Source organism: Pseudomonas sp. Leaf58 (assembly GCF_003627215.1).
Lineage (GTDB): Bacteria > Pseudomonadota > Gammaproteobacteria > Pseudomonadales > Pseudomonadaceae > Aquipseudomonas.
The window spans coordinates 394,240-410,219 of record NZ_CP032677.1 but is presented as its reverse complement, the minus strand read 5'-3'; the positions used below and the strand labels follow the sequence as shown (position 1 = coordinate 410,219).

General features: G+C 63.7%; 10 protein-coding genes. 2 read left to right on the top strand and 8 right to left on the bottom strand.

What is annotated here, in order from left to right; translation table 11 throughout:
* The first annotated feature begins 62 nt into the window (after window positions 1-62).
* Entirely contained in the window at window positions 63-2,870 is a 2,808-nt protein-coding gene (locus DV532_RS01800) for a dermonecrotic toxin domain-containing protein (protein WP_056805653.1), read from the top strand.
* On the opposite strand, the gene DV532_RS01795 is transcribed toward DV532_RS01800, so the two are convergent.
* From DV532_RS01795 to glnE, 8 genes are all read right to left on the bottom strand, one after another.
* Window positions 2,831-4,273, bottom strand: coding sequence for a lipopolysaccharide kinase InaA family protein (locus DV532_RS01795; RefSeq protein ID WP_056805656.1), 1,443 nt, complete (start codon window positions 4,271-4,273; stop codon window positions 2,831-2,833). The two genes, DV532_RS01800 and DV532_RS01795, sit on opposite strands and share 40 nt — an antisense overlap.
* Window positions 4,273-5,025 (bottom strand): lipopolysaccharide kinase InaA family protein, encoded by a 753-nt coding sequence (locus DV532_RS01790; RefSeq protein WP_056805659.1) that lies wholly within the window; start codon window positions 5,023-5,025, stop codon window positions 4,273-4,275. The genes DV532_RS01795 and DV532_RS01790 overlap by 1 nt, the downstream gene beginning before the upstream one ends.
* On the bottom strand, window positions 5,022-5,756 hold the full coding sequence (locus DV532_RS01785; protein ID WP_056805662.1) for a lipopolysaccharide kinase InaA family protein: 735 nt from the start codon (window positions 5,754-5,756) through the stop codon (window positions 5,022-5,024). Before DV532_RS01785 ends, DV532_RS01790 begins: the two co-directional genes overlap by 4 nt.
* Window positions 5,756-6,562, bottom strand: coding sequence for a lipopolysaccharide core heptose(I) kinase RfaP (gene rfaP / locus DV532_RS01780; protein ID WP_056805664.1), 807 nt, complete (start codon window positions 6,560-6,562; stop codon window positions 5,756-5,758). The genes DV532_RS01785 and rfaP overlap by 1 nt, the downstream gene beginning before the upstream one ends.
* A complete protein-coding gene (locus DV532_RS01775; protein WP_056805667.1) occupies window positions 6,559-7,683 on the bottom strand; it encodes a glycosyltransferase family 4 protein in 1,125 nt (374 codons plus the stop codon). Before DV532_RS01775 ends, rfaP begins: the two co-directional genes overlap by 4 nt.
* Entirely contained in the window at window positions 7,683-8,741 is a 1,059-nt protein-coding gene (gene waaC, locus DV532_RS01770) for a lipopolysaccharide heptosyltransferase I (protein ID WP_056805670.1), read from the bottom strand. Before waaC ends, DV532_RS01775 begins: the two co-directional genes overlap by 1 nt.
* A complete protein-coding gene (gene waaF, locus DV532_RS01765) occupies window positions 8,742-9,791 on the bottom strand; it encodes a lipopolysaccharide heptosyltransferase II (protein ID WP_056805673.1) in 1,050 nt (349 codons plus the stop codon).
* 223 nt (window positions 9,792-10,014) lie between these two features.
* A complete protein-coding gene (gene glnE / locus DV532_RS01760; protein WP_056805677.1) occupies window positions 10,015-12,948 on the bottom strand; it encodes a bifunctional [glutamate--ammonia ligase]-adenylyl-L-tyrosine phosphorylase/[glutamate--ammonia-ligase] adenylyltransferase in 2,934 nt (977 codons plus the stop codon).
* A gap of 383 nt (window positions 12,949-13,331) precedes the next feature.
* Here glnE and aceE point away from each other — a divergent pair, with 383 nt between their 5' ends.
* Window positions 13,332-15,977, top strand: a complete 2,646-nt coding sequence (aceE, locus tag DV532_RS01755; protein WP_056805681.1) for a pyruvate dehydrogenase (acetyl-transferring), homodimeric type — start codon at window positions 13,332-13,334, stop codon at window positions 15,975-15,977.
* Window positions 15,978-15,980 lie beyond the last annotated feature (3 nt).

The window sequence follows — 15,980 nt, the reverse complement described above, 5'->3', positions numbered from 1 at the left end:
CGCTACCACCCAGCCGCGCACAACGCGGGGCATGGTGCGCGCCCCTCACAAGGAGCCGCCCCATGACCCCTCTCGAACGCCTCGAGGCCCTGGATAGCCGAATTGCCGCGCTGCAGAACGGCTACCCCCAACTGAACCGCGAGCTACCGCTAGATCAACGCCGCCCGCAGATGCATGGCGACCTCGCCGATTTCTGGACCGACAGCGCGGCACAGCGCAACAAGGCCGCGCTGGTCGCCCTGCGCCGTGAGCAACTGCTGGCTGAAATCGAGCTGCGCCTGGGCGACCAGACTCTCAGCGACGCGCACATCCACCTGCTGCGCACCTGCCTCGAACTCCCCCAGTACTGGCAGCGCCAGCATTTGCCTCAAGCGCTTCGCCCACAGGTCTATAGGGTGATGTTCAGCACCTTGCGGCCAAACCGCCGTGTGCATCTACCCGGCGCGGTGGTGATCCTTGCAGGCGGCCCAGAAGGCATAGACCCCACGCCTGGCACCACGCAAGGCAGCGCATTGCTATGCAGCCTCGCCCATGGCGTCGAAGCCTTCGACGACCTGCGGTCGCTGCATGTGGAGCTGTGCGAGCGGCTGGACGACCCCAAGCAAAGCCAACCCCTGCTCAACCTGCTACAGCGCGAACAAGACCGTGCTGTAATCCGCCAGGCCGATCGCCTGCGGTACGCGTGGTACGCCGATGACCTAGTCACCGAGCAGGTCCAGGACCTCATCGATATCCAGCGGGCGCAGCTGCTAGCGGCCTGGCAAAACGGTAACCCGACCGACCTCGACGCCTTCGAAACACAGCTGAAAACCGCCATGGACCTGCTGCCGCTGATGGGCAGCGAATGGGCCTTGGCCACGCGCTATTCGCTGCTGCTGGAAAAACACCTGCCGGCCTGGTTACGCCAAGCCTCACCCCAAGGGCTGGCGTACATCATGCAAACCATGCAGGCCCTGGCGGGAGCCCTGGAACAGGCAGTTGCACCCGGCATCCTGACACTGGAGCAGTTCAACCAGCGCAACACCCTGCTCGGCTGGGTGCGCAACAGGCTGACCGAAAAGCTGCGCCGGCTGGCCGGCAAGCAGAAGGTACCCGCCCTACACGACATACGCATCAGCGTGACCATGGCGCGCAAGATCGGCCCACTGTTCAACCCGCTGTCGCCGTCGAGTTACATTGCCGCTGCCAGCCGCCCGCAAGTCGGGAGCACGATTGAAATGGTCACCACCACCTATCGCCTGGATGAGCTGGCACTGCTCAATGTGGCGTGGCTCGATGTCGATTACTGGCTTACCGCCCGCGTCCAGCAACCTGAGCAAGACGCTATCGAGGAGCTCACACCCAAACGCGTGAAGGCCATGGTGCGCGAACTCGATGCTGGCGCCAGCTACATGCGTTACCTGCGCACCCATTTGCTGGAATCTGCCGAAGCGCAATGGCGTCAGGAAATGCATGGCCGCATCAACGCCACCCGCATGCATGCCGAACTGGCCAAGGCCAGGCATGCCGGCCATCTGCTGCCCAGCCCGGTCCAGCAGGGTTACCGTTGGGCCAAGGCGATCATCCAGTACCCCGACAGCAACTGGCGCCCCACGATCGAAGAGCATCGCATCAGCGTTCGCCAATTGATCATCCTGGGCCATACCGTACAGGGCGTGCTGCTGATCAACGCCGAGGTGGATGCGGTCACGTCGGTAGTGATCTACACACCCGATGCACCCGACCGGCGCCCGTGGCGGGAATTTCGTACCACCCGCGACCTGCTGCGCTTCTTGCGCGGCAGCGCCGCTATACGCCAGTACGTGGCCCAACGTGTGCCCTTGGCCGATGCCAGCAAAGTGGACGCGCTTTTACGTAAAGGCCGTCTGGGCACACACACCCGTAGGCCAACCATCGACGGCAACCTGTTCGAAGCCTGCTACCGGGCGCAGGTGCGCTCACTGATGGCACAGGCCGATGCCAGCAGCCGTGACAACACCGAGCTGCTCGGGCAGATGGCGCTCAACGGACTGCGCCTGCTGCTGGACCTGCTCAACTTCGTGCTGCCGGCGCCGGCGATGTGGCCACTGGCCTTGGGCCGAGCAGCCATTTCAGTGTGGGATTACTTTGAAGCGCTGGAACGCAAAGACCGCGACACCATGCTGCACCACTTCTGCGCAGCGATCAGCCACTCCTTCGATGCCAGAAACAGCTTCGCCGGCTCGACCAGCCTGCGCAGGGCGCTGCGTGGCCTGCCGCCGCAGCCCCCGCTACCACTGCCGCCGGTACAGGCCGTGGAGGTCGATCCCGCGAAGCTGCGCTACAGGATCGACGGCGTGCATGGCGAGGGGGTATACGAAAAAACCGGCGCCAACCCCGGGCTGAGCCAGTACTACATTCGCGATGCCCAAGGGCGCTTCTACCATGTCAATTTCGATGGGCACCGCTGGCGCGCCACCGACCCGCGTCAACCCGATGCCTATATCAAGTTACCGCTCAAGTTGCTGCAAAATGGTACTTGGGTGGTCGATTCGCCGGCCTTGTGGCACGACGGCCTACCCGACCTTACCCAACTGTTCGACGACTGCAGGCTCAACCCGGCTGTACCAGGCAGTGCAATCGCAGATGAACAGGGCCTGCACGACCACGATGGGCAACTGTACCTGCAACTGGCCGGCCGACAACTGCCGGTACGTCGGCATCTGCTGGCCAACCACTATCACCTGACAATTGCCAATGCCCAGCGCAGCGCCGTGCACGCCTGGGCGGTGTTGCGCCGCCAGGACGGCCAATGGCAGGTACGCGTGCGCCAGCCAGGGCGCAGCAGCGACTGGCTGGCGCTGCCGCCAGGCTACTCGGAAAGCTTGGGCAACAGCCTGTCCAACCGCTGATGCAAGGCACTGCCACTCGGCCAGTTGCGCAGCAGCCGTGCCCGGTCACGGGCGTAGGCGGGGGCGAAGCTGAGCTGGGTGGCGTGCTGGCACATGGCGTCAAGGTCGATCAGCGACCACTGGCCGTTGTGCCAAAACAGGTTGTGGCCCTTGAAGTCGCCATGGCTGATGCGCTCGCGAATCAGTTGCTGCATCACCTGCACCAAGGCATCCACTTGCTCTTCGGGCGCATCGCCGTTCTCCACGTAGGGCGCGAAGCACTCGGCCAGGTCGGGGCCATCGACATACTCAGTGACCAGGTAGGCCCGGCTGCGCAGGCCTATCACCCGCTGTTCAAGCACTGCCAACGGGCGCGGCGTGGCGATGTCGAGGAATTCCAGGCGGTGGCCTTCGATCCACGAATGCCAAGCCCGGCTCGGCCGCCAGAAGCGTTTGAACCAGTGGGCAGTGTTCTTGATGTTGTAGCGTTTGAGCACCAGCGTACGGCCGCCAACCTCGATGCGTGCGACACTGGCCGCCCCACCGGTCTTGTACAGGTGGCCCTGGTCGATCAGCGCGTCGGCCTGCTGCAGCACCGGCAGCATGGCGTCGAGCTCATTGCGACGTATCGCCCGCAAACCGGACAGGCTGCGTTTGACGCTGAACAGGCTGCACTCGCGGCCGGCCTTGTCCAGGTAATCCTTCTGCCGCCAACTGCGCACCTTGTCCACCTGCTTTTGCAAGGCCTCCAACGGTAGCGCATGCTCGGCATTGGCCAGCAGGTAGTGCACCAGCAGCTCCTCGATGAACGGCTCCAGGCGCTTGGGCAACTGGGCGAAAAACACCCCGAGGTTTTCCAGCACACGCGGGCGCGACAACTGCTGGCCGGGCGTTTCGGCCTTGATGCCGGCGCCGTCGATCAGGTACAGCTTGCCAGCGTGGCGCAGCAGGTTGTCCAGGTGCAGGTCTTCCTGCCATAGGCCCTGGGCATGCATGTGCGCCACCGCAGTGAGCGCTTCGCCCAGCACCAAGTGCTGCTCGTCAGCCAGCACTGGCAGGTTTTCCACCGCCGCCCAGGCATCGGCCAGGCTTTCGGCACCGTCGAGGAACTCGAACAGCAACCAGCCACCCTCGCCTTCCTTGAGGCCATCGGCCAGCAGCTTAGGCGTGGTCAGACCTTGCTCGGCCAGCAGCTTCACGCCTTGCAGTTCGCGCTGGAAATGCCGCGCAGCATTCCCACCGACCAGCAGTTTGGCCAACACCGGGGTACCGCGCCAGACGCCGGCGCCGACATAGCGCTGGCCCGGCAGCACGCGCAACAGGCTGAGCAACTGCAGCTCGGCGCTGCCAGCGGCGTCGGCCAGGGTGATGCCCAGCGGCAACGCGGGGCTGCGCCCGGCCTCTTTCAATTCAGACAAACGCATCAGCGGGCCTCTTTTTCACGACGGCGTTGCGTCAGGCGCTGCAGCCAGGTATCGACCAGCGGGCCGTCGGCCGGCTGCGCCAGGTAGGTGGCTAGCAAGGTGCGCACATCCAGTTCGCTCCAGGCGCGGGCGCGGCGCATTAGCGGCTCCAGGTCCTTGAGGCGGTCACGCATGCCAAACAGCAGGAGCCGGGTCTTTTCCAGGTCGATCAATTGCGCGTCCCAGCCATCGCGGCGCTGGCGCAGGAAGATGTGCTTGGGGTAGAAACAGCCATGCACCTGGCCGGCGCTGTGCAGCGTGCGCGCGAGCTGGCCGCAGGCCTGCAGGATGCCACGGCGCTCGACATCGCCCAGCTGTGGCCACTGGGCCAGCAGGCTTTCCAGGTCGGCCCATTCGTCGAGGGCCCGGGTCATCAGCATGGCTCGATGCTTACCACCCTGTTTGCGCTCGCCATAGAACACCGCCTGCAAAGCCGGAATGTGCAGCTTCTGGTAGCGGCTGATGTTGCGGAACTCGCGTGCGAAGGTGGGCTCGCCGAACGGCCGGTGCAGGGTACGGGTCAGGTAGTCGCTCTGGCGCTTGAGGTAGTATCCCTTGCCTTCGAGTTCCAGGCGGAACACGCTGCTCCAGCCACCGCGGCCAGTGTTGGGTTCATCCACGGCATCCAGCTGTAGCGCCCACAGCGCCTCGAAGTCGTCCAGGCCATGGCGTTTGAGCAGCGCGAGGTCCGCGCTGGCCAGATAATCGGTCATTCCCTTCCCTCGAAAAAGCTCACCACCTGGCGAATGCGCTTCTTGTCACGCTCATTCAGCCGGTCGCGGCCACGGTATTGCAGGTAGAAACGCAGGCGCTGGGTGGCCGACAAATGGTATTTAGCCACTTTGTCCAGGCACGCCAGGTCCTTGATCATCCGGTGCCGCCACATGAAGCCGCGCCAGAAGTCGCCAGTGGGGCAGTCGATGAAGAATAGCGTGCCTTGGTCATCAACCAGCAGGTTGCGCCACTTCAGGTCATTGTGGGCAAAGCGGTGCTCGTGCATCACGCGGGTATGGCGTGCCAGCTGACGGCTGAGATGGTCGACCCAGGCGCGGTCGGCTAGGCGCACATCGTTACGCTCGGCCAGGGCCGACAGGTCCTCGGTGTTGGGCAGCTCGCGGGTGATCATTGCACCGCGGCCAAAGGCCAGGCCATTACGCTCCAAGCCCCAGGCCACCACTTCGGCGGTGGGAATGTCCCACTTGGCAAACTGCTTGAGGTTCTGCCATTCGGCTTTGATCCTTGGCCGGCCCAGGTAGCGGCGCATGTGCTTACCGGCCCCGGTGTAGCGCTTGACGTAGTAATTGACCCCATCACGGGCAATGCGCACCACCTCGCTGAGCGGGTCGCGGGTCAGGCGTTCGCCTTGCAAGGCAAATACTGCATCGAGGCTGCCGAAGTCTGCCGCCAGGTGTTGGTAGCCCGGCGCCAGTGTCCAACCCGCCATCAGAGAGCATCCCCATAACGCTGCTTGCGGTCGTAGAGTTTCTGCGCCTTGCGCTCCAGCCAGGCGAGCAGCGCGGCCTCATCCTTCAGCACCTGGCGCAGCGGGCGCTGGAAGTAACCGCGCAGGAAGCGCAGCTTGTCGCGTTGGGTCAGGCCGATGTCCAGCGCCGAGAAGTACAGCGCGGCCAGGTCCTTGTCGCGCCAGCGGCGGCTGATTTTCGCCCGGGTTTGCGCACGGTGCAGGTCGATCACTGACAGTTTGAAATCGTCCGCCGTCACCGGGCGGTCGGTGTGCAGCAGGAAGTGGCAGATGTAGCAGTCGCGGTGGTTGACCCCGGCGCGGTGCATGCCGCCAGTCATCTTCGCCACTTCGGCGATCAACGCGCGCTTCAGGCGCGGCTCGGGCGGCTGCTTGACCCAGTCGATGCTGAAGTCTTCCAGGCTGATGGTCGGCGCCAGCTCTTCGGTGATGATGAACGAGTGCTGCGCGGCCGGGTTGCGGCCACGTTCGCCATAGGCAACGGCAGTCATGGTCGGCACGCCAACCTGCTGCAAACGCTGGATGGCCTGCCATTCCTGGCTGGCACCGAGTACCGGCAACTTGGCAGTAAGCAGGTTCTTGAAGATTTCACCCCAGCCGATGCCGCGGTGGATCTTGACGAAAAACCCCTCGCCAGCAACCTCGGTGCGCAGCGTACGGCGCCCTTCCAACTCGCGGTAAACCTCGCCTTGTAGCGCTTCCACCGCGTCAAAGGCATCACGCCCAGCCCACAACTGCTTGAACGGTTCGGCCAGTATCAGCTTCATGCGCACTCCTGCCCAAGGATCACGTCAGCGGCATGTTGCGGCATGCTGTACAGATCGGCGGTTTCAGCAAACGCCAAGCCGTTGCGCGACCAGCTGGCGCGGGCCGGCTGGTCTTCGAGCATGCGCCGCAGGTAACCGTTGAGCTGCTCTTGTTCGAACGGCTCGTCCAGCACCAGACCGCTGTCTGCCTCGGCAATGTAGTGGGCGTAGCCGCACACCTTGGACACCAGTACCGGCAGCCCGGCCACCAGCGCTTCGAGCAGCACCGTGCCGGTGTTCTCGTTGTATGCCGGGTGAATCAGCAGGTCGGCGCCCAGCAGGAAGCGCGGGATGTCGCTGCGGCCCTTGAGGAACTGCACCTGCTCGCCCAGGCCCAAGGTAGCGCTTTGCAGCTGGAACACCTTGGGGTCGTCCTGGCCAATCACCATCAGCCGGGTGCGCTTGCGCAGGGCCGAGGGCAGCGCGGCCAGGGCCTTGAGGCTGCGGTCCACGCCCTTGGTCTTGAAGCCTGAGCCAATCTGCACCAGCAACAGGTCGTCATCGCCCAGGTTGAATTCCTGGCGGAACTCAGCGCGAATTTCGGCGGCATTGGCTGGCGCACGGCGGTCCTGGGAAATGCCCGGCGGCAGTAGGTGGAAGCGCTCCACCGGGGTGCCGTAATGCTTGATGAACAGCGGCTGCTGCACTTCGGAAATCATCAGCACTTCGGTATGGGCGTCCTTGGCGAACACCGCGCGCTCGTACTCGGCAAAGTGCCGGTAGCGGCCCCAACGGCGGTACAGGCCGCCACGCAGGGTTTGCGCCTTGTCCTCGAAGCAGCCGTCGGCGGCGTAGTACACGTCCAGCCCCGGCATCTTGTTGAAGCCGATCAGCCGGTCGACCGGGCGCTTGGCCAGGTCGGCGGCCATCCAGGCGCTGAGCTTCTCGTTGCGGCGGTGGTTGAAAATCGCCTTCACCGGCGCCACCAGCACTTCGAAGCCCGGCGGAACGTCACCCTCCCAGATCAGCGTGTACACACGGATCTGGTGGCCCCGCTTCTGGCATTCCAGGGCAATGCGCATGAAATCGCGCTGCAGCCCGCCGAAGGGGAAATATTTGTAAAGCACGAAAGCCAGTTGCATCAACGGACATCCTCAGCCAGCAGCAACGCGCTCAAGCGGCTCGCTACATGCTCGGGATTCAGGCGAGTGAAGCACAGCGGCCACTCGCGTTTCAGATCGAACCGGCGCAGGTCGTCGGCGCTCGGTTTGTAGGTGCACTTCTTCTGCAGGCAGGGAGCGCATGGCCAGTCACTGGCTTGGTGAATCTGGGTCCGTCCGTAGGCGCCAGTCAGGCCCGGGTTGGTCGGGCCGAACAGCGAAATAGTGGGTACATCGAGGGCCGCCGCCAGGTGGCCGAGGCCGGTATCGACGGCCACGCAGGCTTTTGCCGCCGCCAGTACACGAGCTACGCCTACCAGGTTCAATTTGGGGAGCACCTGGCAGTTGTTCAAGCCCTGGGCGATACGCTCGGCACGTGCCTTTTCGGCTGGGTTGCCCCATGGCAGGCGCACTTCCAACTTGCGCCGGCCCATACGCTCGGCCAGCTCGCGCCAATAGGCTTCTGGCCAGTGCTTGGTCGCCCAGGTGGTGCCATGCAGGAACACCACGTACGGTGCAGCCGGTGGCAGTTGCAGGCGGTCGAGGTCGAGGCCGTAGTTGCCGATACCTTCCGGCAGGTCGTAGGCCAAGGCCATGGCGAACAGCTGGCGTACCCGCTCTACCGCGTGCTGGCCGGTGGCAACCGACAGGCGCCGGTCATAGAAGCGGCTGGCCCAGCCTTCGCGGGCCGAATAGCGGTCCAGGCCGGCGACCGGTGCCTTCACGTAGCGGGTCAGCCAGGCCGACTTGACCAGGCCCTGGGCGTCGATCACCAGGTCGTACTTGCGCTCACGCAGGCGCCGCTTGAACGCCCTCCACTCGCCACTCTTGATGGTTTGCCAGAGGTTCTTGCGCCAGCGACGGATGGCCACCGGGATAACCTGGTCGACCGCCGGGTGCCAACTGGGGATTTCCGCGAAGCCTTCTTCCACCACCCAGTCAAAACGGATGCCTGGGATGGCGTGGGCGGCATCGGTGAGCGCCGGCAGGGTGTGGATCACGTCACCCAGCGACGAGGTCTTGATGATCAGTACCCGCACTTAGTCGACCTCGGCCACAGTATCGATCAGGTCCGGCCCGCTCAGGCTGTGCAGGGCGGCGATGACTTTGCCCGGTTCCAGCAAGCGCAGGCAGTTGTAGTGGCCGAAGCGGCAGGTACGGTCGAAGCATGGGCTGCACTCGATCCCCGTGCGCACCACCTCCACTTGCTCGGCCAGCGGCGGGGTAAAGCCCGGCGATGTCGAGCCGTACACCGCCACCAGCGGGCGGTTCAGCGCGGCAGCTACGTGCATCAACCCGGAGTCGTTGGACACCACGGCATGCGCGCAGGACATCAGGTCGATGGCCTCGGCCAGCGAGGTTTCGCCAGCCAGGTTGCACGATTCTTCACGGAACCCCGGGATCAACCGGTCACGGATCTGCTCGCCGATCGGGTGGTCGTTTTTCGAGCCGAACAGCCACACCTGCCAGCCCTGGCGGATCATGGCATCGGCCACGGCTGCATAGTGCTCGGCCGGCCAGCGCTTGGCCTCGCCAAACTCGGCACCCGGGCACAGCGCCAACACCGGGCGGTCCAGCTCCAGGCCGAACTTGGCCAGCGCAGCTTCGCGGCTTGGTGCTTCGATCTGCAGGTTGGGGCGCGGGTACGGCTGCGGCAGCTCGGCACCGGGCGCGTAGGCCAGGGCCATGAAGCGCTCGATCATCAGCGGGTAGCGGGCTTTGTCCAGCTTGCGCACGTCGTTGAGCAGGCCAAACCGCATTTCGCCGCGCCAGCCGGTACGCTTGGGGATGCCGGCGAAGAACGGCACCAGTGCCGACTTCAGCGAGTTGGGCAGCAGAATGGCCTGGTCGTACTGGCCGGCCAGGGACTTACCGATACGCCGCCGCGTGGCCAGTTCCAGCGCGCCATGGCCGAGCGGGAAGCTCAGGGCCTGACGGACCTCGGGCATGCGCTCGAGGATCGGCCGGCTCCACTCGGGGGCGAGCACGTCGATCACGCAGTCGGGATGCTGCTGTTTCAGGCACTGGAACAAGGTCTGCGCCATCACCATGTCGCCGACCCAGCTGGGGCCAATGATCAGTATTCTCATGCTTAGTCCAGAAACGCTCGGGGAGGCTACAGGCTGCGATACAGCCTGGCCTCCCCTCTTTATATTCAGGCTATGTGGCCGACAGTGTACCACTCAGGCATATCTGCCGCTGATCGCAGCCCCTGTGGGAGCGGGTTCACCCGCGAACACCGGCGAAGCCGGTGCCATGCACCGCGTCGCTCTCTTCGCGGGTAAACCCGCTCCCACAGGGCTGGTGGCGGCTTCAAGTGAGGCCCAACTCACCCCAGATCCGCCGCACTTCGCGGCGTTCATCGGCAAACTGCGCCGCATCGATCACCCCAGCCTGCTTCTGCAGGGCCTGGCGGTGCGAGGCCGAGCGGAACGCCTTGTACACTTCACGCAACAGCACCGCGTCACTGGCCGGCATCAAACCTGCCTGCTCCAGCTCTTCCAGAATGCGGATGTTATCGGTCCATCGCAGTATGGCCGGGTGGTCGTGGGACCAGGCCAAAGCGGCGTATTGCACCATAAATTCGATATCGACGATACCGCCGGCATCCTGCTTGATATCGAACGGCACGCCGGCCTCGAAGGCATTGGCCGCAGTACCAGCAGCCGTGGCCTTGGTGCCAAGGTTGTCGCGCATCTTGGCGCGCATTTCGCTCACTTCGGTGCGCAGTTTTTCCAGGTCGCGGGGCAGGCCAAGCACCTTCGCGCGCACGCCCTCGAACGCTGTGCCGACCTGCTTGCAACCCACCAACACGCGGGCCCGCACCAAAGCCTGGTGCTCCCAAGTCCAGGCTTCGCTTTGCTGGTAGCGCTCGAACGCGCCCAGCGAGCTGACCAGCAGGCCCGAAGCCCCGGACGGGCGCAGGCGCATGTCCACGTCATACAGCTGGCCCGAGTTGGTCTGGGTGGTCAGCAGGTGAATGATGCGCTGGCCCAAGCGGGTGAAAAACTGCGCGCTGTCGATCGGCTTGGCGCCGTCGGTTTCCGCCTGCGGATCGCCGTCATGAATAAACACCAGGTCCAAGTCCGAGCCATGGCCCAGCTCCAGCCCGCCCACCTTGCCGTAACCAATGATGATGAACCCCGGGTCGCATAGGCTGCCGTCGCTGCGCTTGGGCTGGCCATGGCGGCTCACAGTCTGGCGCCAGGCCAGCGCCAGCACTTGGTCAAGGATGGCTTCGGCCAGCCAGGTCAGGTAGTCGCTGACTTTCATCAGGGGCAGGTTGCCACTGATTTCCGAGGCGGCCACGCGCAAGCTGTGGGCCAGCTTGAAGTGGCGCAGCGCCTCCATTTGCTGTTCCAGGTCGTCCTCGGGGATGCGTGTCAGGCGCTCGCGCAGTTCGCTAGCCAGCTCCGGCGCCAGTGGCGGGCTGAACAGGCGGCCTTCGTTCAGCAGCTCGTCGAGCAGCAGCGGGTAGCGGGCAATCTGCTCGGCAATCCACGGGCTGGCGGCGCACAGGGTCAACAGCCGGCGCAAGGCGCCGGGGTTTTCGGTAAGCAGCACCAGGTAGGCAGAACGCCGGGCCACGGCCTCGACCAGCGGCAGTACACGCTCCAGCACCAGGTCGGGGTTGGCATGTTCAACCGCCTGGGCCAACAAGCGCGGGATGAACGCATCCAGGCGCTCACGGCCGATACGCTGCATCGACCGCAACTGCGGGCTGGAGCGCAGCGCGGCCAGGCGCCGCAGGGCCTCGGCAGGTTGCTTGAAACCGGCCTCTTCCAGCTGGCGGCCAGCCGCTTCTTCATCCTGCGCCTGCTCCCACAGTGGCGACCATTCGCCCCCCACCACCAGCTCGCCCTCGCCGTCTTCATCATCCGGGTCGGCGATTACCTGACGGAAGTGCCAGTCGATACGGCCACGCCAGTACATCAACTGATCGTGGAAGCTCTGCCAGTCAGCAAAGCCAAGCATGTAGGCCACCCGCGCCTGGTCGGTCTCGCCCTCGGGCAGCATCTGCGTCTGGCGGTCGGCGATAGCCTGGATGGCGTGCTCGGTATAGCGCAAAAACTCATAGCCCTCGCGCAGTTCGGCGACCACTGCTGGCGGCAGGTAACCCTGGCCTTCCAAGGTAGCCAACACCTTGAGCAGCGGCCGTTGCTGCAGGCTGAGGTCGCGCCCGCCGTGGATCAGCTGGAAGGCCTGGGCGATGAACTCGACCTCGCGAATACCACCGGCACCCAGCTTGATGTTGTCGGCCATGCCTTTGCGCCGCACTTCTTGCTGGATCAGCTGCTTCATGGTGCGCAGCGCTTCGATCGCAGAAAAGTCCAGGTAACGGCGGTACACGAACGGCCGCAGCATCTCTTGCAACTGCGCACCGGCCGCCTGGTCACCGGCCACCACCCGCGCCTTGATCATCGCGTAGCGTTCCCAGTCGCGGCCTTGGTCCTGGTAATACTGCTCCAGGGCATTGAAGCTGAGCACCAGCGCGCCGGCCGAGCCGTAAGGGCGCAGGCGCATGTCGACGCGGAATACAAAGCCATCGACGGTGACCGGGTCCAGGGCCTTGATCAGGCGCTGGCCCAGGCGGGTGAAGAACTCCTGGTTTTCCAGCGAGCGTTTTACCCCTTCGGTTTCACCGCCTTCGGGGAAGGCGAAAATCAGGTCGATGTCCGACGACAGGTTCAGCTCCACCGCACCCAGCTTGCCCATGCCCAGCACCACCATGTGCTGCGGCTGGCCGCTGCGGTTGCCGATGGGCGTGCCGAACTGCTGGCAATGGCGCGGGTAGAGCCATTGGTAGGCTTCGTCGATGGCAGCATCGGCCAGGTCGGACAGGTCGCGGCAGGTTTCGCCCAGCGCGGCCTGGCGGGTGATGTCGCGCCAGATAATGCGCAGCTGCTGGCGGCTACGCTCGCGGCGCAGGTTGCGCGCCAACTCGTCCTCGCTCTGCGCCGCCTGGGCCGCCGCGGCAATTTGCCCGCGTAGCTCACCAACGGCATAACCTCGCTCCAGCTCGCCACTTTGCAGCAGGGCGAACAACATGGCGGGCTCACGCTGGGCCAGGCTGAGCACGAATTCGCTGGCGGCGGCGACTTGATCGAACTGCTGCCGATGGGCCGGGCTGCAGCGGCTGAAGTCGAGTTCGGCATGCCCGGCCAGTGCATCGCTCAGAAATTGCTGATTGCGGGCGATCAACGGCTGCAGGGTGGGTGGGAGTTCGAGCGGCAAAGGTAGGCGCATGGTCTATCCTTGATCGGCGTGAAATAGAGGTAAAAAAGCGGTCAAGGGGATGCCGGACCACGGTTGGACTGTCGTACAAAAGTTGGAAATAGCTTAAACATCCAATTCATTGGCAAAAAACATCAAGAACCACCTGTTTGCGACATGCTGCCAACCAACATGAACGTTTTTCCTCACAAGCCAAGGTGCGACCAAACGTCGCATTTGTGTAGTATTACTACTACCCATGGCGCGCAAAAGCATGAAATGCCGGAGCAAATGTAGTAAAACTACACGGCGCCGGAGGACACCCCGGTAATCCAAGAATTCACGACGTCTGCCCATAAGGCCAGTCGCAATCTCAGGCAATCGATTCTGGTTGCCTTTCCGCCCTGGAGCAAGCCATGCAAGACCTCGATCCAATCGAAACCCAGGAATGGCTGGATGCCCTGGAGTCGGTCCTCGACAAAGAAGGCGAAGACCGCGCTCATTACCTGATGACCCGTATGGGCGAGCTGGCCACCCGTAGTGGCTCCCAGCTGCCGTATGCCATCACCACGCCATACCGCAACACTATCCCTGTCACCCACGAAGCACGCATGCCTGGCGACCTGTTCATGGAACGCCGCATTCGCTCGATGGTGCGTTGGAACGCCCTGGCCATGGTCATGCGCACCAACCTGAAAGACTCGGACCTGGGCGGACACATCTCCAGCTTCGCCTCCAGCGCCACCCTGTACGACATCGGCTTCAACTACTTCTTCCAGGCCCCGACCGAAGAACACGGCGGCGACCTGATCTTCTTCCAGGGCCACGCTTCGCCAGGCGTCTACGCCCGTGCCTTCATGGAAGGCCGCATCAACGAAGACCAGATGAACAACTTCCGTCAGGAAGTGGACGGCAACGGCCTGTCTTCGTACCCGCACCCATGGCTGATGCCTGACTTCTGGCAGTTCCCGACCGTATCGATGGGTCTGGGCCCAATCCAGGCCATCTACCAGGCACGCTTCATGAAGTACCTGGAAGCTCGCGGCTACATCCCGGCCGGCAAGCAAAAAGTCTGGTGCTTCATGGGCGACGGCGAGTGCGACGAGCCGGAATCCCTGGGCGCAATCGCCCTGGCCGGCCGCGAGAAGCTGGACAACCTGATCTTCGTCATCAACTGCAACCTGCAGCGCCTCGACGGCCCGGTTCGCGGCAACGGCAAGATCATCCAGGAACTCGAAGGTGTGTTCCGTGGCGGTGGCTGGAACGTCAACAAGGTCGTTTGGGGCCGCTTCTGGGACCCACTGCTGGCCAAGGACACCAACGGTGCCCTGCAGCGCCGCATGGACGAAGTCATCGACGGCGAATACCAGAACTACAAAGCCAAAGACGGCGCATACGTGCGTGAAAACTTCTTCAACACCCCAGAGCTCAAGGCCATGGTCGAAGACCTGTCCGACGAAGAGATCTGGAAGCTCAACCGTGGCGGCCACGACCCGTACAAGGTCTACGCGGCGTACCACCAGGCTGTTAACCACAAAGAGCAGCCAACCGTCATCCTGGCCAAGACCATCAAGGGTTATGGCACCGGTGCTGGCGAAGCCAAGAACACCGCACACAACACCAAGAAGGTCGACGTCGACAGCCTGCGTCACTTCCGTGACCGCTTCGACATCCCAGTCAAGGATGCCGACCTGGAGAACCTGCCGTTCTTCAAGCCAGAAGAAGGTTCTGCCGAAGCCAAGTACCTGGCCGAGCGCCGCGCAGCCCTGGGTGGCTTCGTACCGCAACGCCGTGCCAAGAGCTTCAGCATCCCAACACCGCCACTGGAAACGCTGAAAGCGATCCTGGACGGCTCGGGCGACCGTGAAATTTCCACCACCATGGCCTTCGTGCGTATCCTGGCGCAGCTGGTCAAGGACAAGGAAATCGGCCAGCGCATCGTCCCGATCATCCCGGACGAAGCCCGTACCTTCGGTATGGAAGGCATGTTCCGCCAGCTGGGCATCTACTCGTCGGTCGGCCAGCTCTACGAGCCAGTCGATAAAGACCAGGTGATGTTCTACCGCGAAGACAAGAAGGGCCAGATCCTCGAGGAAGGCATCAACGAAGCCGGCGCCATGTCGTCGTTCATCGCTGCCGGTACCTCGTACAGCTGCCACAACCAGCCGATGCTGCCGTTCTACATCTTCTACTCGATGTTCGGTTTCCAGCGCATTGGCGACTTGGCCTGGGCCGCAGGCGACAGCCGCACCCGTGGCTTCCTGATCGGCGGTACTGCCGGCCGTACCACCCTCAACGGTGAAGGCCTGCAACACGAAGACGGTCACAGCCACATGATGGCCGGTACCATCCCTAACTGCCGCACCTACGATCCAACCTACGGCTACGAGCTGGCGGTGATCATTCAGGACGGCATGAAGAAGATGACCGAAGAGCAACAGGACATCTTCTACTACATCACCGTGATGAACGAATCCTACCAGCAGCCAGCCATGCCGGCCGGTGTCGAGGAAGGCATCATCAAGGGCATGTACCTGCTGGAAGAAGACACCCGCGAAGCCGCGCACCACGTACAGCTGATGGGCTCCGGCACCATCCTGCGCGAAGTCCGCGAAGCCGCGAAGATCCTGCGTGAAGAGTTCAACGTCGGTGCCGACGTGTGGAGCGTCACCAGCTTCAACGAACTGCGTCGCGACGGCCTGGCCGTAGAACGCGCCAACCGCCTGAAGCCTGGCCAGAAGCCACAGCAGACTTACGTCGAGCAGTGCCTGAACGGTCGCAAAGGCCCGGTCATCGCCTCTACCGACTACATGAAGCTGTTCGCCGAGCAGATTCGCCAGTGGGTACCGAGCAAAGAGTTCAAAGTCCTGGGTACCGACGGTTACGGTCGCAGCGACAGCCGCAAGAAGCTGCGTCACTTCTTCGAAGTCGACCGCCACTTCGTGGTGCTGGCTGCCCTGGAAGCCCTGGCTGACCGTGGCGAGATCGAACCCAAGGTTGTGGCTGACGCCATCGTCAAGTTCGGCATCGACCCGGACAAGCGCAACCCACTGGACTGCTGAGGA